The sequence below is a fragment of the Pseudomonas costantinii genome, from assembly GCF_001870435.1.
Lineage (GTDB): Bacteria > Pseudomonadota > Gammaproteobacteria > Pseudomonadales > Pseudomonadaceae > Aquipseudomonas > Aquipseudomonas costantinii.
This window is the reverse complement of record NZ_MDDR01000036.1, coordinates 207822-230832: the sequence shown is the minus strand read 5'-3', so window position 1 is coordinate 230832 and position 23011 is coordinate 207822. Positions and strand designations below refer to the sequence as shown.

Annotated in this window: 19 protein-coding genes and 2 tRNA genes; 13 read left to right on the top strand and 8 right to left on the bottom strand. The window is 58.9% G+C overall.

Annotation, left to right across the window (positions count from 1 at the left end):
• Window positions 1-70: 70 nt before the first annotated feature.
• From BFL40_RS21295 to BFL40_RS21285, 3 genes are all read left to right on the top strand, one after another.
• On the top strand, window positions 71-769 hold the full coding sequence (locus BFL40_RS21295; protein WP_071485782.1) for a response regulator: 699 nt from the start codon (window positions 71-73) through the stop codon (window positions 767-769).
• On the top strand, window positions 759-2057 hold the full coding sequence (locus tag BFL40_RS21290) for a sensor histidine kinase (protein ID WP_071485781.1): 1299 nt from the start codon (window positions 759-761) through the stop codon (window positions 2055-2057). Before BFL40_RS21295 ends, BFL40_RS21290 begins: the two co-directional genes overlap by 11 nt.
• A gap of 83 nt (window positions 2058-2140) precedes the next feature.
• Window positions 2141-2524 (top strand): hypothetical protein, encoded by a 384-nt coding sequence (locus BFL40_RS21285; protein WP_071485780.1) that lies wholly within the window; start codon window positions 2141-2143, stop codon window positions 2522-2524.
• Window positions 2525-2600: 76 nt separating this feature from the next.
• Here the strand turns inward: BFL40_RS21285 and groL are convergent, their stop codons facing one another.
• The 5 genes from groL to BFL40_RS21260 all read right to left on the bottom strand — a co-directional run bounded on the left by groL (window position 2601) and on the right by BFL40_RS21260 (window position 7240).
• Window positions 2601-4247 carry a chaperonin GroEL gene (gene groL / locus BFL40_RS21280; protein WP_071485779.1) on the bottom strand — a complete coding sequence of 549 codons (1647 nt, stop codon included), beginning with the start codon at window positions 4245-4247 and terminating at the stop codon, window positions 2601-2603.
• Window positions 4248-4297: 50 nt separating this feature from the next.
• Complete coding sequence (locus BFL40_RS21275; RefSeq protein WP_071485778.1) at window positions 4298-4594, bottom strand: co-chaperone GroES; 297 nt, start codon at window positions 4592-4594, stop codon at window positions 4298-4300.
• Between the two features lie 247 nt (window positions 4595-4841).
• The gene (locus tag BFL40_RS21270; protein WP_071485777.1) at window positions 4842-5318 is read right to left on the bottom strand and encodes an FxsA family protein; all 477 of its coding nucleotides are present in this window, start codon (window positions 5316-5318) and stop codon (window positions 4842-4844) included.
• 66 nt (window positions 5319-5384) lie between these two features.
• Window positions 5385-6116 (bottom strand): HugZ family pyridoxamine 5'-phosphate oxidase, encoded by a 732-nt coding sequence (locus tag BFL40_RS21265; RefSeq protein ID WP_071485776.1) that lies wholly within the window; start codon window positions 6114-6116, stop codon window positions 5385-5387.
• Window positions 6117-6232: 116 nt separating this feature from the next.
• Window positions 6233-7240, bottom strand: coding sequence for a DUF481 domain-containing protein (locus BFL40_RS21260; RefSeq protein ID WP_071485775.1), 1008 nt, complete (start codon window positions 7238-7240; stop codon window positions 6233-6235).
• 163 nt (window positions 7241-7403) lie between these two features.
• On the opposite strand from BFL40_RS21260, the gene BFL40_RS21255 reads away from it, so the two are divergent.
• From BFL40_RS21255 to BFL40_RS21240, 4 genes are all read left to right on the top strand, one after another.
• Window positions 7404-7757: an MGMT family protein gene (locus tag BFL40_RS21255; protein WP_071485774.1), complete on the top strand. Its 354-nt coding sequence runs from the start codon at window positions 7404-7406 to the stop codon at window positions 7755-7757.
• Between the two features lie 43 nt (window positions 7758-7800).
• Complete coding sequence (locus BFL40_RS21250; RefSeq protein ID WP_071485773.1) at window positions 7801-9333, top strand: AmpG family muropeptide MFS transporter; 1533 nt, start codon at window positions 7801-7803, stop codon at window positions 9331-9333.
• 194 nt (window positions 9334-9527) lie between these two features.
• A complete protein-coding gene (locus BFL40_RS21245; RefSeq protein ID WP_071485772.1) occupies window positions 9528-11243 on the top strand; it encodes a proline--tRNA ligase in 1716 nt (571 codons plus the stop codon).
• Window positions 11244-11263: 20 nt separating this feature from the next.
• Window positions 11264-12217 carry a hypothetical protein gene (locus tag BFL40_RS21240; RefSeq protein ID WP_071485771.1) on the top strand — a complete coding sequence of 318 codons (954 nt, stop codon included), beginning with the start codon at window positions 11264-11266 and terminating at the stop codon, window positions 12215-12217.
• A 69-nt stretch (window positions 12218-12286) separates the two neighbouring features.
• Here BFL40_RS21240 and dinB read toward each other — a convergent pair whose 3' ends face one another.
• Window positions 12287-13345: a DNA polymerase IV gene (dinB, locus tag BFL40_RS21235; protein WP_071485770.1), complete on the bottom strand. Its 1059-nt coding sequence runs from the start codon at window positions 13343-13345 to the stop codon at window positions 12287-12289.
• A 278-nt stretch (window positions 13346-13623) separates the two neighbouring features.
• Here dinB and BFL40_RS21230 point away from each other — a divergent pair.
• The 4 genes from BFL40_RS21230 (at window position 13624) to BFL40_RS21215 (ending at window position 18193) form a co-directional block, all read left to right on the top strand.
• A tRNA-Met gene (locus BFL40_RS21230) sits at window positions 13624-13700 on the top strand.
• 208 nt (window positions 13701-13908) lie between these two features.
• Window positions 13909-13985 (top strand) — tRNA-Met (locus BFL40_RS21225).
• Between the two features lie 279 nt (window positions 13986-14264).
• Window positions 14265-16907, top strand: coding sequence for a bifunctional lysylphosphatidylglycerol flippase/synthetase MprF (mprF, locus tag BFL40_RS21220; protein ID WP_071485769.1), 2643 nt, complete (start codon window positions 14265-14267; stop codon window positions 16905-16907).
• The gene (locus tag BFL40_RS21215) at window positions 16907-18193 is read left to right on the top strand and encodes a virulence factor family protein (RefSeq protein WP_071485768.1); all 1287 of its coding nucleotides are present in this window, start codon (window positions 16907-16909) and stop codon (window positions 18191-18193) included. The genes mprF and BFL40_RS21215 overlap by 1 nt, the downstream gene beginning before the upstream one ends.
• 79 nt (window positions 18194-18272) lie before the next feature.
• Here BFL40_RS21215 and recJ read toward each other — a convergent pair whose 3' ends face one another.
• On the bottom strand, window positions 18273-19982 hold the full coding sequence (recJ, locus tag BFL40_RS21210; RefSeq protein WP_071485767.1) for a single-stranded-DNA-specific exonuclease RecJ: 1710 nt from the start codon (window positions 19980-19982) through the stop codon (window positions 18273-18275).
• Between the two features lie 98 nt (window positions 19983-20080).
• Window positions 20081-20623, bottom strand: a complete 543-nt coding sequence (locus BFL40_RS21205) for a YaeQ family protein (protein ID WP_071485766.1) — start codon at window positions 20621-20623, stop codon at window positions 20081-20083.
• 148 nt (window positions 20624-20771) lie between these two features.
• Between BFL40_RS21205 and BFL40_RS21200 the strand changes: the two genes are divergently transcribed.
• Complete coding sequence (locus BFL40_RS21200; protein WP_071485765.1) at window positions 20772-21971, top strand: CaiB/BaiF CoA transferase family protein; 1200 nt, start codon at window positions 20772-20774, stop codon at window positions 21969-21971.
• Window positions 21971-22855: a TIGR02285 family protein gene (locus BFL40_RS21195; RefSeq protein WP_071485764.1), complete on the top strand. Its 885-nt coding sequence runs from the start codon at window positions 21971-21973 to the stop codon at window positions 22853-22855. The genes BFL40_RS21200 and BFL40_RS21195 overlap by 1 nt, the downstream gene beginning before the upstream one ends.
• Window positions 22856-23011: the final 156 nt, after the last annotated feature.

Sequence of the window (23011 nt, the reverse complement as noted above, 5' to 3'; positions counted from 1 at the left end):
CCAGCCCCCTTGCCTCTCCCAGGGCAAGGGCGTAACACTTGCGCCCATCCTCCGGCGACGGCGCCCTTTCATGTCCGACACCCTGCTGCTAATTGAAGACGACCGCCCACTGGCCGCGTTGACGGCCGAGTTCCTGCGCGCCGAAGGTTTTACCGTCGCTGTGGAACACCGCGGCGACCGCGCCGCCCAACGCATTCACGACGAACAGCCGGCATTGTTGATCCTGGATGTGATGTTGCCAGGCATCGACGGCTTTACTCTGTGTCGGCAAATTCGCGACAGCTACCCCGGTCTGATCCTGATGATGACGGCGCTGGATGAAAACGCCGAGCAGTTGACGGGGTTCAACGTGGGTGCGGACGATTATGTGGTCAAGCCCGTCGATCCGCTGCTGTTGCTGGCCCGGATTCGCTCCCTGCTACGCCGCCATCCTCAGGCCCCTCGCACTTATTACCAGTGGGGGGCTTTTCGATTGGAGCTGAACAGCCATTTCGCCTGGCTCGATGAAACCCCATTGCAGTTTTCGGTTGCCGAGTTCGAGCTACTCGCGATTTTCGCCCGACACTGCGGCGTGTTACTGACGCGGGAAAAACTGCTTCAGAGCTTGCGCGGCCTGGAATACGACGGGCTCAATCGCTCCATTGATATGCGCGTGTCGCGCTTGCGTAAAAAGCTGATGAACCTGGAGTGCCCTGTGACCATTCAGACCATCACGGCCCAAGGCTATCTGTTTGTCGAAATTCCCCAGGGGACTCAACATGCGGTCTAAGGTGCGACCATGGATGGCGGCTGTGGCGGGCACAAGCTGGGCCGCATTGACGTTTTATCTATTGTGGCTGTGCGCCAATGCCTCGGTGTATATAGGTGACTACAGCTTTTTGCGCCTGATGGCCGGGCCCGGCTACCTGGTGGCGGAGCAACTCAAGGCCCTGCCTGTCGAACAACGCGAGCCGCACATGGAAATGCTGCGCGCACGCTTTCAGTACCCTGTGAAACTGGTGACGCTGGATGAGGTCGAGTTGCCGCCCGAGGCGCTGATAATGCTGAAACATCAGCAACCGGCGCAGAACAGCGATGAGGACACCACCTACTTCCCGCTAGACGCCAACACACTGATCCAGCTCGGCCCGATATGGGGAACGGCCGTAGTCAAAGACCTGCTGCAATTTCCCGTCTATTGGGTGACTGCGTGTGTCGCGGGCCTGCCGTTGGCGCTGCTGCTGTGGATCAGTTTACGTGAACGCCGCCGGCGCATCGCCGACCTTGCAGCAATCAACACGTGCCTTGGCACACTGGCGCGAACACCCAATACCATGCTGCCCGCCATGGGCAAGGAATGGACGCCGTTACTCCTGACGCTGCAACAACATGCGCAGGACATCACTGCCATGAACGAACGCCACCGCGAAGTTTCCCAGGCGGTGTCCCACGAACTGCGCACACCACTGGCTCGAATGCGCTTCGCCTTGACGCTGCTGGGAAAAAGCGAGGACCCGCTCACGCGTACCCGCCTTCAAGAACGCTTGCACACCGATGTCGAAGAGCTTGAAGCCCTGGTTCGCGCCAGTTTGGCCTTTGCCCGCCTGGCCGGCGCACCCACCGACCTGCAGCATGAGCCGATCAACCTGCGCGACTGGCTGCACCAAGAGTTTGCACTGCTGGACGGGCATCATCGTCGATTGAGCCTGGAAACCGAGCCTGCACACCTGGAACTGATCGGCGACCGAGCCTTGCTGCACCTGATTGTGCGCAACCTGTTGAGCAACGCCATCACCTATGCGCGCGACCAGGTGTGCGTCAGCGCCGCTTACCACGGCGAACACCACTTGGTGCTGCATGTGGACGACGACGGCCCCGGCGTACTGGCGGAAAATCGCGAGAAAATTTTCGAACCTTTTGTACGACTTTCTATGGGGGGCGACGAGCCCGGCGGCTTCGGCCTCGGGTTGGCGCTGGCCAAACGCGCCACCCAGTGGCATCGCGGCGAACTGTCGGTCACCCGCAGCCCGCTTGGCGGCGCACGCATGAGCCTGGTCCTGCCACTACGGCCGTTGTAACTAGCCTGTTACAGCCTGTGACAGTGAGGTGTCCGCATTGCTCGTAACCTCCCCACCTGAATTGCAGGTTGGAGAGCCCATTCATGCGTCCCCCGAAAAACCCTTTGCCAGGGCTGACGTTGTCACTGTGCATCGCTGCCGGCTCACTGCTGGCGAGCAACGCGTCAGCCTTTAGCCAGGCGACGCCTTTGCTGTCCACTAAATGCGGCAGCGGCAGCTATTTCGTCAAGACCAACGCCCATGACTACTACGCCAACGCCCTGAAACGGCTGGGCATGGCGGTCATGTCCGGCCATCGGGAGTGGCCCAGGCTCGCCTGCTCTGAAAAACTCGCGCACCTGCCTGTCCATCGCCCACTCAACCAAGCTGCTGCACCGCAACCCCTGGCACTTATGCCGCCTCCCCAGCACCTCCTCGCGCGGGGAATGACGTTCAAGAAGCTGCTGGGCCGCCGCTCCGTCGGCTGACCCGTTATCGGCCCCATAAAAAAACCCCGCCTGCATCACTGCAGGCGGGGTTTTTTAAGTGCCGGGTAAGGCTGGCTTACATCATGCCGCCCATGCCACCCATGCCGCCCATGTCTGGCATACCGCCGCCAGCCGAGCCTTCAGCCTTCGGCTTGTCAGCAATGGCTGCTTCGGTGGTCAGGATCAGACCGCCGATGGAGGCTGCGGCTTGCAGAGCCGAACGAGTCACCTTGGTTGGATCCAGGATGCCCATTTCGATCATGTCGCCGTAGACGCCAGTCGCAGCGTTGTAACCGTAGTTACCTTTGCCGTTCTTGACTTCGTTGACCACAACGCTTGGCTCGTCGCCGGAGTTGGCAGCGATCTGGCGCAGCGGTGCTTCTACTGCGCGACGCAGTACAGCGATACCGACGTTCTGGTCAGCGTTGTCGCCGGTCAGGTTAGTCAGGGCTTCCAGAGCACGGATCAGCGCAACGCCACCGCCAGGTACCACGCCTTCTTCAACGGCTGCACGGGTTGCGTGCAGGGCGTCTTCAACGCGGGCTTTCTTCTCTTTCATTTCAACTTCGGAACCAGCGCCAACCTTGATCACTGCAACGCCGCCGGACAGCTTGGCCAGGCGCTCTTGCAGTTTTTCACGGTCGTAGTCGGACGAAGTGTCGGCAACCTGGGCACGGATCTGAGTGATACGAGCCTGGATGTCGCCTTCAACGCCAGCGCCGTCAACGATGATGGTGTTTTCTTTGGAGATGGTCACGCGCTTGGCGCTACCCAGGTTTTCCAGGGTGGCGCTTTCCAGGCTCAGGCCGATCTCTTCGGAGATAACGGTACCGCCGGTCAGAACAGCGATGTCCTGCAGCATGGCCTTGCGACGGTCGCCGAAGCCTGGAGCCTTGACGGCTGCGACTTTAACGATGCCACGCATGTTGTTCACAACCAGCGTCGCCAGGGCTTCGCCTTCAACGTCTTCGGAAACGATCAGCAGTGGGCGGCCGGCTTTGGCAACGGCTTCCAGCACTGGCAGCATTTCGCGAATGTTGGAGATCTTTTTGTCGACCAGCAGGATCAGCGGGCTGTCCAGTTCGGCAACCATGGTTTCCGGCTTGTTGACGAAGTACGGGGACAGGTAGCCACGGTCGAACTGCATGCCTTCAACAACCGACAGTTCGTTTTCCAGGCCAGTGCCTTCTTCAACGGTGATCACGCCTTCTTTACCGACTTTTTCCATGGCTTCGGCAATGATGTCGCCGATGGAGTTGTCGGAGTTGGCGGAGATGGTGCCTACCTGAGCGATAGCCTTGGTGTCAGCGCATGGCTTGGACAGGTTTTTCAGCTCAGCGACGATAGCGATGGTCGCCTTGTCGATGCCGCGCTTGAGGTCCATCGGGTTCATGCCGGCAGCGACAGCTTTGTAGCCTTCGTTGACGATAGCCTGAGCCAGAACGGTAGCGGTGGTGGTGCCGTCGCCTGCGTCATCGTTGGCACGGGAGGCAACGTCTTTGACCAGCTGCGCGCCCATGTTTTCGAAACGGTCTTCCAGTTCGATTTCTTTTGCTACCGAAACGCCGTCCTTGGTGATGGTCGGAGCGCCGAAGCTCTTCTCGATGATCACGTTACGGCCTTTAGGGCCCAGGGTCGCTTTTACTGCGTCAGCCAGGATGTTGACACCGGTGAGCATTTTCTTGCGGGCGGAATCGCCGAATTTAACTTCTTTAGCAGCCATGATCGATATTCCTTAAATACTTTGTAGTAACGGGAAAATGAGCGGGGAAATCAGTCTTCCAGAACAGCGAGAATCTCGTTCTCAGCCATAACCAGCAGGTCTTCGCCGTCGACTTTCACAGTGTTGCTGCCGGAGTAAGGGCCGAATACAACCTTGTCACCGACTTTAACGGCCAGCGCACGTACATCACCGCTTTCCAGAGTCTTGCCTGGGCCTGCAGCGACGATCACACCGTGGTTGGCTTTTTCAGCAGCCGAACCCGGCAGAACGATACCGCCAGCGGTTTTCTTTTCTTCTTCGCTGCGACGGATTACGACGCGGTCGTGCAGAGGACGAAGCTTGCTCATTGTCGATCTCTCCTAATTGTGTTTTTCATCGGCCGGTATCAGTACCGGCGGGTTGTATTCCGGCTGTGCCGGTCGCGCCTCGCCAAGCAAGACGCGGAAGTCTGTCTGGTGTCGCCACCAGAAACCTTGCGGTGACCGTTACATAAGGGCGCATAAGCTTATTACAAGGGGCCACAGCGGAATTTTTTTGTGTCTGCCGCCGGGCAAAAGCAACACGGCACCCGAAGGTGCCGTGCCAGTGAAGCGGTTATTTGCTGTCGCGGTGTTCAAACTCGCCTTCGATCACATCACCTTCACGCCCCAGCGGCTGGCGCGGAGCCGGGCCACCACGGGATTGCAGGTCGTCGGCGAAGGCACGCTGGCGAATGGCAGCCTCTTCGGCGCGCTGACGCATCTTGCCGGCCAGCAGCTTGCGAGTGAATGGTAACAACATGACCAGACCCACCACATCGCTGATGAAACCCGGCAGGATCAGCAAACCGCCTGCCAGGGCCATCATCAAGCCTTCGAGCATGGTCTGGGCCGGCAATTCGCCGCGATTCAGACTTTCACGCGCACGCAGCGCCGTGGCCAGGCCGGCGACGCGCAGCACCAGAACGCCGAGCATCGAGCCGATAATGATCAACAACAAAGCCGGGAAAAACCCGATCGCGCTGCTGACTTGAACGAATACGAACAGCTCCAACACCGGGAACAGCAGAAAGAGCAATAAAAAAGGGCGCATCAAATGGTTCCTCAACGCAAGAATGCCTTGCCAGTCCACCTTAGATGACGTCGCCATTTCGTGAATTCAAGCGTTAGCGGCTGTTTTTTTCGGCCAGGTCTCAGCGTGAGCCAATGAAACCAGGGCTTCGCGCACTTGTGTCGGCGTGTTGCAAGACTCTGCGAACGGCAGCCAATGCAATGACTGACCAATGCGCAGGTGCATGCCTTCGCTGTCGATACCGGCCAAGAGCGCAGGTTCGGAGGTTGGCAACCCCGTAAGCTCGACGTAATGGGCAATCGCCTTGGTATGGTCGCTGTTCATGTGTTCGATCATGCTGCGCTCGGCTTTACCCGCGAACGGGTTGGCCAGAGTCAATTGATCGATCCAATGAATCGCACCAAACCCACCGATATAACGGTGGCGTACCGGCTTGAGCACCCAGAAGTCAAAATCGTGGGCCTTGTGATAGTTGGCCGAATCGGGGAAATAGCGGTAATAACGCTCGGCCGCCGCCTCAATGGCAGCCTCCCCCTCAAGTTTCTCGGCTTCGGCCAGGTAGGTCAGGCGCCCTACCGCCTGCACATCATCGGCCTCGCGCTCCCCCACCAACAGCGAGCACTTGGGGTCTTTTTGCAAGTTGTGGGTGTGCTGGGCGATGCGGCTGATCAGGATCAGCGGGCGACCCTGTTCGTCCAGGCAATAAGGCACGACCGAGCCAAAGGGAAAGCCTGGCATGGCTTTGGACAATGTGGAGAGAGCCCCACGGTATTCCTTGAGCAACAGCTCTCGGGCGTTCTTGGCAACGTGCGCGCTCAACGTATGACTCCTCGGGTATTCAACCGCCCATAGCATATGGGAATGGATCTCAACACAAGGTAATCAATATCCACGCAGGTTGCCAGAGCCTCTGCGTCTGGTTTTATTGGACCTTATTACCAGGCCACACCAAACCCTGCGGTATAGCGGGTTTTGCTCAAACTGCTTTCCGAGTTGCCACTGATAATGTCGCGCTCGGCCTTGAGATTGAGCGAGGCCCACTCGGTGACCTTGTAGCGCAGGCCCATTTGCGCATCCAGGGAATACTCGGCAGGCCCGCCGATAGGTTTGCCCAACTCCCCGGTGGTGAAGAACTCGACGGTCTTGCCCACCAGGTAGCGGTTGTAGTTCCACTTCATGGCCAGGGAATAGAAGTTGTCTTTACCGCCGCTGGCATATTCGTAATCGGTTCGGTTAACCAGCGATCCCAGGGAGAACGCACCCAGCTCATCGTCCCAGAACTGATAGCCCGGGCCAGTGCCGACAGTACGTTGGCGGGACAGGTCTTCCACCCTGTCTTGCTTATAGGTCAGACGGCCCTGCCAGAACCAGTGTTCGGTGATGAAACGATCCAGATCGTATTCCAGGGCCCAGTTGTCGGTGGTGGTGACGTCATCCTGGAACTCGCGGTTGTACTCGCCCTTAGCGGTATGGCGCCACTCGCCGTGACGGGCCGTGGTCTTGAAGTCAATGTCGTAGTCGTTGGTGTCTTTTTCCGCACGCTTGTAGTCCAGCGCCAAGTCGACATTACCCTTCCACACCAGGTCTTCGATCACAGGCTTGGGCTTGATGATCTGCTGGATACTCGCCAGCTCCACGGTCTTGGGCGCCTCGCCATTGACCAGGACGACCTTGCCGTCATCCGCAGCTTTCAGGGATTTGGCCTTCTCACCGGTGTAGGCGTCCTGTTTGACCAGCAACTCCTGGTCGCTTTCCAGGGTTTTTACCTGTTTCCAGTCCACCGGGATCGCCCCTGCGTAGTCGGTCTGGATCAGCAATTTGCCACCGTCGAAGACCTTGATCTTACCGGTCAGGCGATCACCGTTCTTTAACCAGACGGTGTCGGCCAGCAAGGGCGTGGAGGCGCTGAAAACAGCAAGGCATAGCAGGGTTCTGGACAACATAAGCGGATTCGGGGCTCAAGTTTGACAAAAAAGGCGGCATTATCGTGCTAGATAATGTCTTAGCAAGGACTGACTCAGGGATTTGTGTCGAGTTCAGTACTCATCGCGATAATTACAGACGTTTCTTACAAAGATGCCGACGTTCTCAACGGATATACCCACAATGAATCGACTCGCCGATACCCCGCAAAGCCCCGCCGAGATGCGTCGTACAGCGCTGTACCTGACGTTGGCGCAAGTGCCCGAAGGTTGCGTGGTGAGTTACGGCGAATTGGCACATCTGGCGGGACTGGGACGCGCCGCCCGCTGGGTTGGGCGCACGCTGAGCCAGCTTCCCGAGGACACTCGGCTGCCCTGGCACCGCGTGCTGGGTGCCGGTGGTCGGATAAGTCTGCCGGTGGGCACTGCCTCAGGTGACGAGCAACGCGCGCGTTTACGCGCTGAAGGTGTCAGTATCCTGAACAATCGCGTTGATATTCAGCGTCATGGCTGGCGCCCGGTAGAGCACAGCGGTTAGAGTGCGCGCTTTGTTTCCGCAAATCTGAGGCAGACTCCAGCCCATGCCCCGTAAAACCTGGCGCGCCGCGCTCGCCGCCTATGCCAGCCCCTCGACGTTAGTGTTGCTGTTGCTCGGCTTCGCCGCCGGCTTGCCTTACATGTTGGTGTTCTCGACGCTTTCTGTGTGGTTGCGCGAGGCCGGTGTGGCCCGCGAGACCATCGGTTATGCGAGCTTGATCGGCTTGGCCTACGCCTTCAAATGGGTCTGGTCACCGCTGCTCGACCAATGGCGCCTGCCGTTGCTCGGTAAACTGGGGCGTCGTCGCTCCTGGCTGGTGCTTGCCCAGACGCTGGTGATCCTTGGGTTGATCGGCATGGGGTTCTGCGACCCGCAGAAACACCTGTCCTGGCTGATCGCCATTGCTGTCATCGTCGCCTTCGCTTCGGCCACCCAAGACATTGCCGTAGACGCCTATCGCCTGGAAATCGCCGACGACAGCCGTCAGGCTGCCCTGGCCGCCAGCTACATGTCCGGTTATCGCATCGCAGCCTTGCTGGCCACGGCCGGTGCACTGTTCTTTGCCGAAGGTTTCGGCTCGACCGGCTTCAACTATCAACATGCGGCGTGGACCGGCACCTATGTGCTGTTCGGCGTGCTGATGATCCCGGCACTGCTGACGACCTTCTTCATGCGTGAGCCCGATGTGCCACTGCGCACCCAGTTGCAGGCTGGCCGCTACAGCTTCGCGCATCAGCTTGTCTCTGTATTTGTGTTGATCGTGTTGCTGGTATCGGTACCGGCGATGTTCACCCAGCTGTACAACACCGACTTCGCCAGCGTGCTGTTCCACGGCGTCAGCCTGTGGGAGCTACTGATGGAAGACCGCGCCTTCCTGCGCGCCATCCTCTACATCATCCTCACCACCCTTTGCCTCTCGACCATGGGCCGCCGGGGTCTGGCGCCGGTACTGACGCCGGTCAACGACTTTATCCTGCGCTACCGCTGGCAGGCATTGCTGCTGCTCGGGCTGATCGCGACCTACCGCATGTCCGACACAGTGATGGGCGTAATGGCGAACGTTTTCTACATCGACCAGGGCTTTACCAAGGACCAGATTGCAGGTGTCAGCAAGATCTTCGGCCTGGTCATGACCCTGCTCGGCGCCGGTATGGGTGGCCTGCTGATTGTGCGCTTCGGCATCTTGCCTATCCTGTTTATCGGCGGCATCGCCTCGGCCGCGACCAACCTGTTGTTCGTAATGCTCGCCGACATGGGCCCGGACCTGCAGATGCTGATCTTCACCATTTCCCTGGACAACTTCAGCTCCGGAATGGCCACCTCGGCGTTTGTCGCCTATCTGTCGAGCCTGACCAACCTCAAATTCTCCGCCACCCAATATGCTCTGCTCAGTTCGATCATGCTGTTGCTGCCTCGCTTGATCGGCGGGTATTCGGGGGTGATGGTGGAGAAATTCGGTTACCACAATTTCTTTATCATCACCTGCCTGCTGGGTGTGCCGACGTTGCTCCTGATTGCGCTGCACTGGTATCAGGAAAGCCGACGGGCGAAGTTGAGTCCTCCGAAAGAGGATTGATAAACCTCCGTCAATGTGAGGGCTGGCTTGCCTGCGATAGCATCGCCGCGGTGTAACAGATACACCGCGTCGTCCGCATCGCAGGCAAGCCAGCTCCCACAGAAACACCCCACAACCTCACGCCTGTACTCCGGCAGCAACCGCCCGTACAATCCAGAGTCATTTCAAGTCCAAGCAACCGACAACGGCCTACCATGCGTACCAGTCAATATTTGCTCGCCACACAGAAAGAAACGCCTTCCGACGCGGTTGTGATCAGCCATCAGTTGATGCTGCGCGCCGGTATGATCCGCAAACTGGCCTCCGGCCTGTACACCTGGCTGCCCATGGGCTTGAAGGTGATGCGCAAGGTCGAAGCCATCGTTCGCGAAGAAATGAACGCCGCCGGCTCTCTGGAAGTGTTGATGCCGAGCACCCAACCGGCTGAACTGTGGCAGGAATCCGGGCGCTGGGAAGAGTACGGTCCTGAGTTGCTGCGCTTCAAGGACCGTCATGGCCGCGATTTCTGCGCCGGCCCGACCCACGAAGAAGTGATCACCGACCTGATGCGCAACGAGTTGAGCAGCTACAAACAGCTGCCTCTCAACCTGTATCAGATCCAGACCAAATTCCGTGACGAAATCCGCCCACGCTTCGGTTTGATGCGCGGCCGTGAATTCATCATGAAGGACGCCTATTCGTTCCACGCCGACCAGGCGTCCTTGCAGGTCACCTACGACCGCATGCACCAGGCCTACTGCAACGTGTTCACGCGCCTGGGCTTGAAATTCCGCCCGGTTGAAGCGGACAACGGCTCCATCGGCGGCGCCGGCTCCCATGAGTTCCACGTACTGGCCGAGTCCGGCGAAGACGATATCGTGTTCAGTAACGGTTCCGACTACGCGGCGAACATCGAGAAAGCCGAGGCCGTGCCACGGGAAACTTCCCGCCCTGCACCGGCCGAAGAACTGCGCCTGGTAGACACCCCGGAAACCAAGACCATCGCGGCCCTGGTGGAAAAATTCAATCTGCCGATTGAAAAGACCATCAAGACCCTGATCGTGCGTGCCGAGGAAGAAGGCAAGCTGATCGCCCTGGTGATCCGTGGCGACCACGAGCTCAACGAAATCAAGGCTGCCCAGCAACCTGGCGTGGCCAGCCCGCTGGTCATGGCCACCGATGCAGAACTGCGCGACGCCATTGGCGCCGGTGCCGGCTCCCTGGGCCCGCTGAACCTGCCGCTGCCGATCATCATCGACCGTTCGGTCGAACTGATGAGCGACTTCGGTATCGGCGCCAACATCGACGACAAGCACTACTTCGGCGTGAACTGGGAGCGTGACCTGCCGGTTCCGACCGTGGCCGACCTGCGTAACGTGGTGGCCGGTGACCCAAGCCCGGATGGCAAGGGCACCCTGGAAATCAAGCGCGGCATCGAAGTCGGGCATATCTTCCAGTTGGGCAACAAGTACAGCCAGGCGATGAATTGCAAAGTGCTGGGCGAAAATGGCAAACCGGTCATCCTGGAAATGGGTTGCTACGGTATTGGCGTATCGCGCGTGGTTGCGGCTGCCATCGAGCAGAACAATGACGAGAACGGCATCATCTGGAGTGACGCCCTGGCACCGTTCCAGATCGCACTGGTGCCATTGCGTTATGAAACCGAGCAAGTACGCGAAGCCACCGACAAACTGTATGCCGAGCTGACGGCTGCAGGTTTTGAAGTGTTGCTGGATGACCGGGACAAGAAAACCAGCCCGGGCATCAAGTTCGCCGACATGGAACTGATTGGCATCCCGCACCGGATCGTGGTCAGTGACCGCGGCCTGGCTGATGGCAATCTGGAATACAAGAGCCGGACCGAAGCCCAAGCCCAACCGTTGCCGGTGGCTAACGTGCTGTCTTTCCTTCAGGCGCGTATTCGTCGCTGAAAACCAGATCAAGAGAAGTCATGTTCAAGCGAAACACCAGAGCCCTGGGGGGCGCCGCCTTGTGCGGCGCCCTGCTGGTCAGCGGCTGCGCCAACCAGATGTCGCAACGCAGCGAGCACGAGGAACGGATCGAGCGCAAATTGCTCGATCACAGCCTGCAAATCGATGTAGGCGAACCCAAAGTGCTGGAACTGCCGCAACGCCGGGTTCGTATTCACGAGCAAAAGACCTTTGAGGTCACCGAATTCGAAGTCACCCGCCGTTACGATCGCTATACCCCCTACCAGCCCTGGCGCAAACTCTATGAGATGCCCTTGGGTGCAATCGCCCTGGTGGCGGGCGCGGGGGCCAACGTGGCGAACATCTTTGCCCTCGGCAACCTGCCCACCAGCATGACCCGCGATTGGCTGACCTACGGCGTGGACGGCCTCAACCCGTTCATGAACGTGCAGTCCCACGGCCGTGCGCAACAGAACCTGGCGGGTATCGATGAAGTCCAGCGCGACAAACGCGTGGAGTATTCGAGCCTGCCCTGGAGCGAACGCCCGGTACAGGTCACCGCCGGCAAGCAGACCCATGAGCTGACCACAGACCGCAACGGCGTACTGCGCCTGAACCTGCTGGATAGCCCATTTGCCGAGCAGGACCTGAACCGCATCACGACCTTGAAGATCAGCGTGGAGGATGGCCAGGACGACGTGCATTCGGATTCGACCTTGGCGATCAGCAACACCCTGCGCGGTAAGCTGTTGGAAGCCCACGGTCTGATCTACGACGATCTGGAAGACGACGAAGTCAACCAGTGGGTGCACCGAGTCAAGCGCCTGTCGGAGCTGGGCTTGGAAGAAGAAGCCAGCGAACTGGAACAAAGCCTGATCGAACTGACCCGTAATGATCCCGAGTTGCAGCAGGAATTTCTGCAGGCGCTGACTAAGGATGCAGGACGGCTAGTGGCAGATCCTGGCGCACACTGAGTTCCAGGCAACACCGAAATACACATGTGGGAGCAGGCAAGCCAGCTCCCACATTTTGGCCTCTGGTTTCTACCAGTTGAGCTCGAGCTGCTCGTTACCGCCGCTTAAATCCAACAACCGCACGCCAATCCCCAGCAACCGCACCGGTTTCCCCCCGCGATTAAACGCCTGGGTCAACAGCTGTTGATAACTCTCCAAATCCCGCCCGGCCCCGGCCTGCTCCAACGTGGTCTGGGTAAAGTCATGAAACTTCACTTTGACGAACGGCTTGCCCGCCCGATAACTGCTGTCGATGCGGGCCATGCGCCCGGCCAGTGTTTCCATCAATTCGGGAAGCTTTGCCAGGCAACTTGAGAGATCCGGCAGGTCCACATCATAGGTATTTTCCACACTGATGGATTGCCGACGACTGTCGTTCTGCACCACGCGATCATCAATCCCACGGGACAGGCTCCAGAGCCGCTCACCAAAACTGCCAAATTCCCGCACCAGCGCCAGCTTGTTCCACTCGCGCAATTGCAGACAGTCTTCGATACCCAGGCGCGCAAGCTTGTCTGCGGTCACCTTGCCTACGCCGTGCAACTTGCTCACCCGTAACTGAGAGACAAAGTCTTCGACCTGATCCGGCGTAATCACAAACAGGCCATTGGGCTTTTTCCAGTCGCTGGCGATCTTGGCCAGGAACTTGTTCGGCGCTACACCGGCGGAAACAGTGATGTGCAACTGGTTGGAGACCCGGCGACGAATATCCTGGGCAATACGCGTGGCACTGCCACCAAAATGCGGGCTGTCGGAGACGTCCAGATAGGCTTCGTCCAGCGACAATGGCTCGATCAGGTCGGTGTAGTCGCGAAATATCGTCTGGATTTCTTTCGATGCTTCTTTATAAGCATCCATGCGTGGCTTGACGATGGTCAGGTCAGGGCACAGCTTCAAGGCGTGGCGTGACGACATAGCCGAACGCACCCCATAGGCCCGCGCCTCGTAGTTGCAGGTAGCGATCACCCCGCGTCGATCCGCCGAGCCGCCAACTGCCAGGGGCTTCTGCGCCAGGCTCGGGTTGTCGCGCATCTCGATGGCGGCGTAGAAGCAATCACAGTCGACGTGGATGATTTTGCGCTGTGTCATATAAACGAGGGGTAATCCAACGGGTGGCCAGTATCGCACTCACCCCTGTATATAGCACCAGTAGTTTGAATCTTCCGCTTAAGCGGTAGGAAAACTTCCAGATGAATTTATTTTTTCAATCGAAATTGGTGTCTCGATAGAGCTGAAACCCTTGGCCCGGCTGGCCTCGCGCCCTTTCATAGCCTGATTTATAGAGCTAACCGATTGAACCACAAGCGCTTTTTTTAGATTCACAGGTTGACACACCTGCGTTCCTCTGTAGAATGCCGACACACAGACGCGGGATGGAGCAGTCTGGTAGCTCGTCGGGCTCATAACCCGAAGGTCGTCGGTTCAAATCCGGCTCCCGCAACCAAACATCAAAAAAGGCTACTCGAAAGAGTGGCCTTTTTTGTGCACCTCTGTTTTACCTCTGTATAAAAATTGTAAGGCCAAAAAACCTTTCTCCATCGTGCACTTACCGCGCATGGTCGGCACATCACGTGCTAATTCACACTTATTTGACCCATCGGCCCATTAACGGTTGACACCCTGCCGTTGGGCTGTAGAATGCCGCCCACAGACGCGGGATGGAGCAGTCTGGTAGCTCGTCGGGCTCATAACCCGAAGGTCGTCGGTTCAAATCCGGCTCCCGCAACCAAACATCAAAAAAGGCTACTCGAAAGAGTGGCCTTTTTTGTATCCGGTGAAAAAGCTCTTCTGAAACAATGGTATGGCATCTTTCATGAAACCGTACACGGTTTGTAGAGTCCATGTCATTGCAAGCTATGCTCAGTACTCAAGCGCTAGCCTCTACGACCAATGGCCGCAGTCGCCGTACCCGGCGATAAGCGTTAATATTTGTAATTATTTTGTCCATAGGGATTGGTAACTTGGCTGGATACCTCCATCCTGTCGCGCACAATCCACGAGGTGATTGATGCGCGCCAACTCGTCTGAACCACAAGACACCGTCACAGCGACACAACCGATTACTCCCACCCGTTTGCGTTGGCTGGATCTGTTGAGCAAATACCGTCAGCCCATCGGGTTGGCCGTCACCCTGTTGCTGTTCGCAATCGCCCTGATCGCCTGCCGACACCTGCTGCTGGAACTGGATCTCTACGCGCTCCACGACTCTATTCTGGAAGTCCCCAAGCCCGCCCTGCTGGGTGCGTTTGCGGCAGCGGTCGTCGGCTTCATCATTCTGTTGGGTTATGAATTCTCCGGCGCGCGCTATGCCGGGGTGAAACTGCCTGCCAAGACCCTGGCTATGGGGGGGTTCACTGCCTTTGCCATCGGCAATGCCATTGGCCTGTCGATGCTCTCGGGCGGTTCGGTGCGTTATCGTTTATATGCACGCCATGGCATCGGTGCCTCGGAAGTTGCCCATATGACCGTGTTTGCCAGTTTGGCGCTGGGCACTGCCCTGCCGCCGCTGGCTGCACTGGCTACATTGAGCAACCTGCCGGCTGCATCAACTTACCTGCACTTACCGCAAGCCGTGCTCGGCGGCATTGCCGGTGCGGTACTGTTGTTGTCAGCCGTGCTGTGCATTGGTATTTATCGACGCCGTTTGCCGGAACAGCCCTACCCGGACAACCTGCTGGTCAAGGCTGGGCGCCGCACCCTGCGCCTGCCTGGCCGCCGCCTGACGTTCCTGCAACTGGTCATCACCGCACTGGATGTCGCCGCAGCTGCCACCGTGCTTTATATGCTGCTGCCGGAAGCGCCACCGTTCGGCCCGTTCCTGTTGGTGTACCTGCTGGCCTTGGCCGCTGGCGTGCTCAGCCATGTACCGGGCGGCGTGGGTGTATTCGAAGCGATTCTGCTCGCCGCGTTCGCCGATAAACTCGGGGCCGCGCCATTGGCCGCCGCCCTGCTGCTGTATCGAATGATCTACGTGGTACTGCCGCTGTTGATCGCCTGTGTGTTCCTGCTGGTCAACGAAGCTCAGCGCTTGTTCCAGACACAACAGAGCCTGCGGGTTGCATCAGGCCTGGCCGCGCCCGTGCTGGCCGTACTGGTTTTTTTGTCCGGCGTGGTCCTGCTGTTTTCCGGCGCCACGCCGGAAATCGACTCACGCCTGGAAAACATCGGCTTCCTGATTCCCCACCGCCTGATTGATGCTTCGCACTTTGGTGCCAGCTTGATCGGCGTACTCTGCCTGCTGCTCGCCCAGGGCCTGCGTCGACGCTTGTCGGCCGCCTGGATGCTGACCATGGTGCTGCTGCTGACTGGCGCCCTGCTCTCGCTGCTTAAAGGCTTCGACTGGGAAGAAGCCAGTCTGATGATCATGACCGCAGTGCTGCTGGCGATCTTCCGACGCTCGTTCTACCGCGCCAGCCGCCTGACCGAACTGCCCTTCTCACCGCTGTATCTGGTAGCCAGCGTATGCGTGCTGGGGGCCTCGATCTGGCTGCTGTTGTTTGCCTATCAAGATGTGCCGTATAGCCATCAACTGTGGTGGCAATTCACCCTGGATGCCAACGCCCCACGCGGCTTGCGCTCACTGCTGGGTGCAGCGGTGCTGCTGGTGATTGTGTCGCTGACCTGGCTGCTGCGCACCGCGCGCCCGATCATCCATTTGCCAACCCCGGATGAGCTGGAGCGCGCCACCAAGATCCTGATGGCTTCGTCTCAGCCCGACGGCGGCCTGGCGCTGACCGGCGACAAGGCGCTGCTGTTCCACCCCAACGACGAAGCCTTCCTGATGTACGCCCGTCGCGGGCGCAGCCTGGTGGCCTTGTATGACCCGGTCGGCCCGACCCAACCCCGCGCCGAGATGATCTGGCAGTTCCGCGACCTGTGTGATATCCATCACGCTCGCCCCGTGTTCTACCAAGTGCGTGCCGAGAACCTGCCGTATTACATGGACATCGGCCTGACCGCGATCAAGCTGGGCGAAGAAGCCCGCGTGGACTTGAAACGCTTTGACCTGGAAGCCAAGGGCAAAGAGATGAAGGACCTGCGCTACACCTGGAACCGTGGCACCCGGGACGGCTTGTCCCTGGAGATCTTCGAGCCGGGCCACGCGCCGATGGATGAGCTCAAAGTCATCTCCGACGCCTGGCTGACCGGCAAGAACGTACGGGAAAAGGGCTTCTCCCTGGGACGTTTCAGCGACGACTACCTCAAGCACTTTCGCATCGCTATCATTCGTTTCGAAGGTCGCCCGGTGGCCTTCGCCAACCTGCTCGAGACCTACAACCACGACCTGGCCAGTCTCGACTTGATGCGCGCCCACCCGGACGCGCCCAAGCTGACCATGGAATTCATGATGGTTGGCCTGATTCAACATTATAAGAACCATGACTACGCCCGTTTCAGCCTTGGTATGGTGCCGTTGTCGGGCCTGCAGCCACGACGTGGCGCCCCACTGACCCAACGCCTGGGCTCGATGGTGTTCCGCCGTGGCGAGCAACTGTATAACTTCCAAGGTTTGCGCCGCTTCAAAGACAAGTTCCAGCCTGACTGGGAACCCCGTTATATGGCCGTGCCCGCAGGACTTGATCCGCTGGTGGCACTGGCCGATACCGCCGCCCTGATCGCGGGCGGCTTGACTGGATTGGTGAAACGCTGATGATTCGACGCTCCTGGCGGTATGTATTGGCCTTTGTAGTGCTGCTCGCCCTGATCGCGGGTGGCGGCTTTTGGTTCTGGAACCGCTCTGCCCCGCAACCGACCCTGGAGCAACTGCCCCAGGCCGACGGTTCTGTCATGACCCGCGTTACGCCTAATGGCTCGGCAAAAGCCCGTGTGGCAGTGGCCGTGATGGCCGACGAAACCCTGACCGACAGCCAGCTGATTGCCCTGAGCCAAGGCGGCGCGGCGCAAATCGTTCAAGTGATCCTGCCGAAGGACGACTGCAAGCTGCAGGAACAAGCCCTGCAAAACGCCCTGAGCCAACTTAAAGGCCCGGCGACCCTGGTCAGCGGCATCGGCCCTGGCGCAGCGCTCGCATGGCGCTGGCTGGCCACACAGAACGACGACAAGGCGAATGCCATCTCCGTCGGCTTCGCCTTGGTGCAGGAAGGTTGCAAGGACCCACTGCCGAAGACCTCCGCCCATGGCAACTGGCTGGTGGCGTGGAACGACAACCCTGACGATGAAAGCGCCAGTTTCGTACGCGACACACCGCGCGCGACCACCAGCATCAGCGACTACGACATTCACTACCCACAAGTGCTGAACAACGAACTGCGCAAGCAATTGGTCGGTTCAGACAACGGCGGCCTGGCAATTCCTGTCGTGGAAGTACCGGCGGGCCAAGCCAAGGACACCGTCACTCTGTTCCTTTCCGGTGATGGCGGCTGGCGTGACCTGGACCGCGACGTGGCCGGCGAAATGGCCAAGATCGGCTACCCGGTCGTGGGCATCGACACGCTGCGTTACTACTGGCAGCACAAGACCCCGGAACAAAGCGCCAAGGACCTCACCGAACTAATGCAACACTATCGGCAGAAATGGGGCACCAAGCGCTTCGTGCTGACCGGATACTCGTTCGGTGCTGACGTCTTACCGGCGATCTACAACCGCATGCCGGAAAACGAACAGCAACGGGTCGACGCAATCATCCTGTTGGCGTTCGCACGCACTGGCAGCTTTGAAATCGAAGTGGAAGGCTGGTTGGGCAACGCAGGCAAAGAGGCCGCTACTGGCCCGGAAATGGCCAAGCTGCCGGCTGACAAGGTGGTGTGCATCTACGGCGCCGAAGAAGTCGACGAGAGTGGCTGCACCGACAAGACTGCTGTAGGCGAAGCCGTGAAGCTGCCAGGCGGACATCACTTTGATGAGAACTACCCGGCGCTGGCTCAGCGTTTGGTGGATATCATCGTGAAGCACCAGGCCAAGGACAAAGCCGAGTAATCCCAAGCATGTGGTGAGCGGGCTTGCCCGCTCACCACAAAAGCCCGCTCCCACATTTGGTTTAAGGTGTAGCGAATAGTTAGCGCGGTTCGATATGCGCAATCATCAACTGCACGGTTTCCTGCCCTCGGAACTCGTTCACATCCAGCTTGTAGGCCAATTCCACCCAACGCACCGTCGGGTTAGGCCAGACCTCACGGTCCACTCCAAACGCAATGCCATCGAGTTTTACAGACCCGCATTCACTCTTGAGCACCACTTTCAGGTGCCGCTCCCCCACCACACGCTGCTCTACGAGCTGAAACACTCCGTGAAACAACGGCTCGGGAAAGTGCTGCCCCCACGGTCCGGCATGCCGCAATGCGCGCGCCAGTTCCAGGTGAAATTCTTCCACCGCCAACGTGCCGTCAGTCAACAGGCGCCCAGTGAGGTCTTCTTCACGCAGTTGCCGACGCACTTCGGCATCAAAGGCTTCGGCAAACAATGGGAAATTGGCTTCAGGCAATGTCAGTCCGGCAGCCATGGCGTGACCGCCGTACTTGGCGATCAGGTTCGGATGCTGACTGGCGACAACGGCAAGAGCGTCACGGATGTGAAAACCCTGCACGGAACGCCCTGAGCCCTTGAGCATGCCATCACCGGCGTCGGCGAAGGCGATGGTCGGGCGGAAATACCGTTCTTTCATGCGCGACGCCAGAATCCCGATGACGCCTTGGTGCCATTCCGGATCAAACAGGCACAAACCGTACGGCATCGACTCCACCGGCAAATCCTTGAGCTGAGCCAGAGCCTCGCGCTGCATACCCTGCTCGATAGACTTACGGTCCTGGTTCATGCCGTCCAGTTGCGCAGCCATTTCCCGTGCGGCCGCAAAGTCGGCGGTGAGCAGGCATTCAATGCCCAGGCTCATATCATCCAGGCGCCCGGCTGCGTTCAACCGCGGCCCCAGGATAAAGCCGAGGTCGGTGGAGGTAATCCGGGCATGATCGCGCTTGGCAACCTCAAGGATCGCCTTGATCCCCGGTCGGGCACGACCGGCGCGAATACGCTCCAGACCTTGATGGACCAGGATGCGGTTGTTGGCGTCCAGAGGCACGACGTCAGCGACGCTGCCCAGCGCCACAAGGTCGAGTAACTCGCCGATGTTCGGCTGGGGCTTGTTGTCATACCAACCCAAACTGCGCAAACGCGCGCGCAAGGCCATCAGCACGTAAAAGATCACACCCACGCCGGCCAGGGCCTTGCTGGGGAACTCACAACCGGGCTGGTTCGGGTTGACGATGGCGTCTGCCGCCGGCAACTCATCGCCCGGCAAGTGGTGGTCTGTTACCAGTACTTGCAGCCCCGCCGCTTTCGCCGCTGCCACGCCTTCGACGCTGGAAATGCCGTTGTCCACGGTGATCAGTAACTGCGGCTTGCGTTGCAGCGCTACTGCGACGATTTCCGGCGTCAGGCCGTAGCCGTATTCGAAGCGGTTCGGCACCAAGTAGTCGACATGCGCAGCACCGAGCAAACGCAGGCCCAGGGTACCTACGGTGCTGGCGGTGGCACCGTCGGCGTCGAAGTCACCGACGATCAGGATGCGTTGGCGCTGCTCCAAGGCAGTCACCAGCAGGTCCACTGCCGCGTCGATTCCCTTGAGCTGTTGATAGGGAATCAACCGCGCCAGGCTCTTGTCCAGTTCGGCCTCCGATTGCACCCCGCGCGCGGCATAAAGACGGGTCAACAGCGGCGGCAATTCACCGAGAAACGGCAGGACAGCGGGCAACGGGCGAGGATCGATACGCATGGGGTGACGGAAGCTTCTCTTCTGATACGACGGTTAAACAACAATTCTGAAATCAGCACAGATTAAATGTGGAAGCTGGCTTGCCTGCTCCCACCGCTTCAACCGCGGTCGCCGACCAACCACTGCAGTTGCACTTCATGCTGGCCACGGTCGTCAGTGACGAAAATCGTGCCCTCACTGATCATCACGTCCCACTTGATAACGCGCGGCATATCCTTGGCCAGAGTCTCGAGGACTTCTTGCGGCACAGCGGCGATGTGCACGTTTTTCAGGTTGTTAGCCACCGGCACCACCTTGCCCTCCCACACACGCAGGCTGCCATAGGCCAGCAGGCTGGTACGTTCGGTACGGCGCGAGCACCACGTCAGGCGATCGGCGTCAGGCTGGCCCACTTCGATCCAGTGCAATACCCGATCATCCAGGCTTTTTTCCCACAAGGCTGGTTCGTCTACATCTGACAGTCCACGACCGAACGACAGTTGTTCGTTGTACCAGAGGGCGTAGGCCAGCAGACGCACGGTCATGCGCTCTTCGGTTTCCGAAGGGTGGCGGGCGATGGTCTGTTTGACGCTCTCGTACACCGAGCGATCGAGGTCGGTGAGGTTGAGTTCGAATTTGTAGGTCGTGGACGGCTGGGCCATGAACGGGCTTCTAGAGACAGGGAAAGGCGGCCAGTCTAACCGATGGCGAGGTCATTCAACGAATCCTGCGCTGCATCATCCTTATCCTTGGGCCGCTCGCCTATGTTAAAAGGCATCACACCACCGTCCCGTGTTTGAAAGGATCCTCATGTCGTTTAATGCCAAACCGCTTGCCGGCCTGAAAGTCATCGAGCTCGGCACCCTGATTGCCGGCCCGTTTGCGTCACGTATCTGCGCTGAATTCGGTGCAGAGGTGGTCAAGGTTGAATCCCCGGATGGCGGCGACCCGTTGCGCAAATGGCGCAAACTGTACGAGGGCACATCGCTGTGGTGGTTTGTGCAGGCGCGCAACAAGAAATCACTGACATTGAACCTCAAACACCCGGACGGCCTGGCGATCCTCAAACAGTTACTGGCGGACGCCGACATCCTGATCGAAAACTTCCGCCCCGGCGTACTGGAAAAACTCGGCCTGAGCTGGGAAACCCTACATGCGCTGAACCCGAAGCTGGTGATGGTGCGTCTTTCGGGTTTTGGCCAGACCGGCCCGATGAAAGACCAGCCGGGGTTTGGCGCGGTCGGGGAATCCATGGGCGGGCTGCGCTATATCACCGGTTTCGAGGACCGTCCGCCGGTGCGTACCGGGATTTCCATCGGCGACTCCATTGCCGCGTTGTGGGCGGTAATCGGCGCGCTGATGGCGCTGCGGCATCGCGAGGTCAACGGTGGCTTGGGCCAGGTGGTGGATGTGGCCCTGTATGAGGCGATCTTCGCCATGATGGAAAGCATGATTCCGGAGTTCGACGTATTCGGATTTATTCGCGAACGCACGGGCAACATCATGCCGGGCATTACACCCTCCTCGATCCATACCAGTGCCGACGGCAAACACGTGCAAATCGGCGCCAACGGTGATGCGATCTTCAAGCGCTTTATGAGCGCCATCGGTCGCGAGGATTTGGCGAACGACCCAGTACTGGCCAGCAATGACGGACGCGACAGCCGCCGCGACGAATTGTATGGGGTGATTGATCGCTGGGTGAATTCGCTGCCGTTGGATCAGGTGGTAGAGCAGCTCAATAAGGCAGAAGTGCCCGCCAGTCGAATCTATAGCGCCGAAGACATGCTGGGCGACCCGCAATTCCTGGCCCGGGAAATGTTCCTCAAAGCGCAGTTGCCGGACGGTAAGGACTTCAAAATGCCGGGTATTGTGCCCAAGCTCTCAGACACGCCGGGCAGCTGTGAATGGGTCGGGCCGCAACTGGGCGAGCACAATGGCGTGCTGCTCAATGCGTTGGGCTATGACACTGCGGCTATCGCCCGTCTGCGCGAGGATGGCGCGATCTGATGGTTTTTCGTTACAGACGCTGGTTCATTTGCCTCAGCCTCGTCGGTGCGATATTCGGCGGATGGCCACTCTCGGCACAGGCCGAGGACACCTTGATCTGGCTGCTGCGCGATTTGCCGCCACTGACCATCTTTGAAGGGCCGCAGAAAAATCAGGGCGCGTTGGACCAACTATTGCCGATACTTAGCGAGCGCTTGCCGGAGTATCGGCACCAGGTGCTGCACGTCAATCGTGCCCGTGGCATTCAAATGCTGCGCGAGCCCTCCTTCACCTGCGACCCGTCACTGCTCTGGACCCCGGAACGGGCGAAGTACGTTGTGTTTTCTGCCCAGGCATTTGTGGTGGTTAGCAACGGCGTCATGATCCGCCGAAGTCAACAGGAAGCGATGGCGCAGTTTATTGTCGAGGGCCAATTCGACCTTCAAGCCTTTCTCGAAGATCGCAACACACGACTGGGTGCAGTTGCCGAACGCAGCTACGGGCCTGACGTTGATGAACGGCTCAAGCACGCCAACACACGCAAACTGGCGTTGCACTACGGCAATGACGCGCTTGGCAGCCTGCTACAAATGCAGCGCCTTGGACGCTTGGAGGCGGTTTTGGGTTACTGGACGGAAATCCGCTATCACGCCATGCAGCAGGGCATTGCGCCTGAAGATTTAGCGTTTTATCCAATCAAGGGTTCAGCGCCTTACCAACGCATCCACATTGGCTGCTCGGACACAGCCCAGGGTCGCCAGGCCATGGCACGAATCAATCAAGTGCTACGCAATATCCCACAGGAGCAGGTGCAGCAATCCTATGCTTCGTGGTTAGACCCAGTCATGCGTGAACATTATTTGCGGGATAACCCGAGTTTCTTCCAGGACTCCCCCGAACCTTGACGAATCGCGGGCAAAAAGAAACCCCGAAGAGTGGGGAGACACTTCGGGGTTAAACGTGGCCTACAAAGACCAGTACAACAAGCCACAAACACCGGAGCACAATGTTTGCTCTTGCTGTTAAAAAATCTGACCGGTCACGCTGCAGGAAGTTTCAAC

What these genes read in the sequence shown, in the direction of transcription:
- BFL40_RS21285 (WP_071485780.1), top strand. Translation starts at nt 2,141, where the DNA reads ATGCGTCCCCCGAAAAACCCTTTGCCAGGGCTGACGTTGTCACTGTGC.
- groL (WP_071485779.1), bottom strand. Translation starts at nt 4,247, where the DNA reads ATGGCTGCTAAAGAAGTTAAATTCGGCGATTCCGCCCGCAAGAAAATG.
- recJ (WP_071485767.1), bottom strand. Translation starts at nt 19,982, where the DNA reads ATGCGTATCGATCCTCGCCCGTTGCCCGCTGTCCTGCCGTTTCTCGGT.
- BFL40_RS21240 (WP_071485771.1), top strand. Translation starts at nt 11,264, where the DNA reads ATGTTCAAGCGAAACACCAGAGCCCTGGGGGGCGCCGCCTTGTGCGGC.
- BFL40_RS21275 (WP_071485778.1), bottom strand. Translation starts at nt 4,594, where the DNA reads ATGAGCAAGCTTCGTCCTCTGCACGACCGCGTCGTAATCCGTCGCAGC.
- BFL40_RS21255 (WP_071485774.1), top strand. Translation starts at nt 7,404, where the DNA reads ATGAATCGACTCGCCGATACCCCGCAAAGCCCCGCCGAGATGCGTCGT.
- BFL40_RS21260 (WP_071485775.1), bottom strand. Translation starts at nt 7,240, where the DNA reads ATGTTGTCCAGAACCCTGCTATGCCTTGCTGTTTTCAGCGCCTCCACG.
- BFL40_RS21250 (WP_071485773.1), top strand. Translation starts at nt 7,801, where the DNA reads ATGCCCCGTAAAACCTGGCGCGCCGCGCTCGCCGCCTATGCCAGCCCC.
- mprF (WP_071485769.1), top strand. Translation starts at nt 14,265, where the DNA reads ATGCGCGCCAACTCGTCTGAACCACAAGACACCGTCACAGCGACACAA.
- BFL40_RS21200 (WP_071485765.1), top strand. Translation starts at nt 20,772, where the DNA reads ATGTCGTTTAATGCCAAACCGCTTGCCGGCCTGAAAGTCATCGAGCTC.
- BFL40_RS21215 (WP_071485768.1), top strand. Translation starts at nt 16,907, where the DNA reads ATGATTCGACGCTCCTGGCGGTATGTATTGGCCTTTGTAGTGCTGCTC.
- BFL40_RS21205 (WP_071485766.1), bottom strand. Translation starts at nt 20,623, where the DNA reads ATGGCCCAGCCGTCCACGACCTACAAATTCGAACTCAACCTCACCGAC.
- BFL40_RS21290 (WP_071485781.1), top strand. Translation starts at nt 759, where the DNA reads ATGCGGTCTAAGGTGCGACCATGGATGGCGGCTGTGGCGGGCACAAGC.
- dinB (WP_071485770.1), bottom strand. Translation starts at nt 13,345, where the DNA reads ATGACACAGCGCAAAATCATCCACGTCGACTGTGATTGCTTCTACGCC.
- BFL40_RS21270 (WP_071485777.1), bottom strand. Translation starts at nt 5,318, where the DNA reads ATGCGCCCTTTTTTATTGCTCTTTCTGCTGTTCCCGGTGTTGGAGCTG.
- BFL40_RS21245 (WP_071485772.1), top strand. Translation starts at nt 9,528, where the DNA reads ATGCGTACCAGTCAATATTTGCTCGCCACACAGAAAGAAACGCCTTCC.
- BFL40_RS21195 (WP_071485764.1), top strand. Translation starts at nt 21,971, where the DNA reads ATGGTTTTTCGTTACAGACGCTGGTTCATTTGCCTCAGCCTCGTCGGT.
- BFL40_RS21295 (WP_071485782.1), top strand. Translation starts at nt 71, where the DNA reads ATGTCCGACACCCTGCTGCTAATTGAAGACGACCGCCCACTGGCCGCG.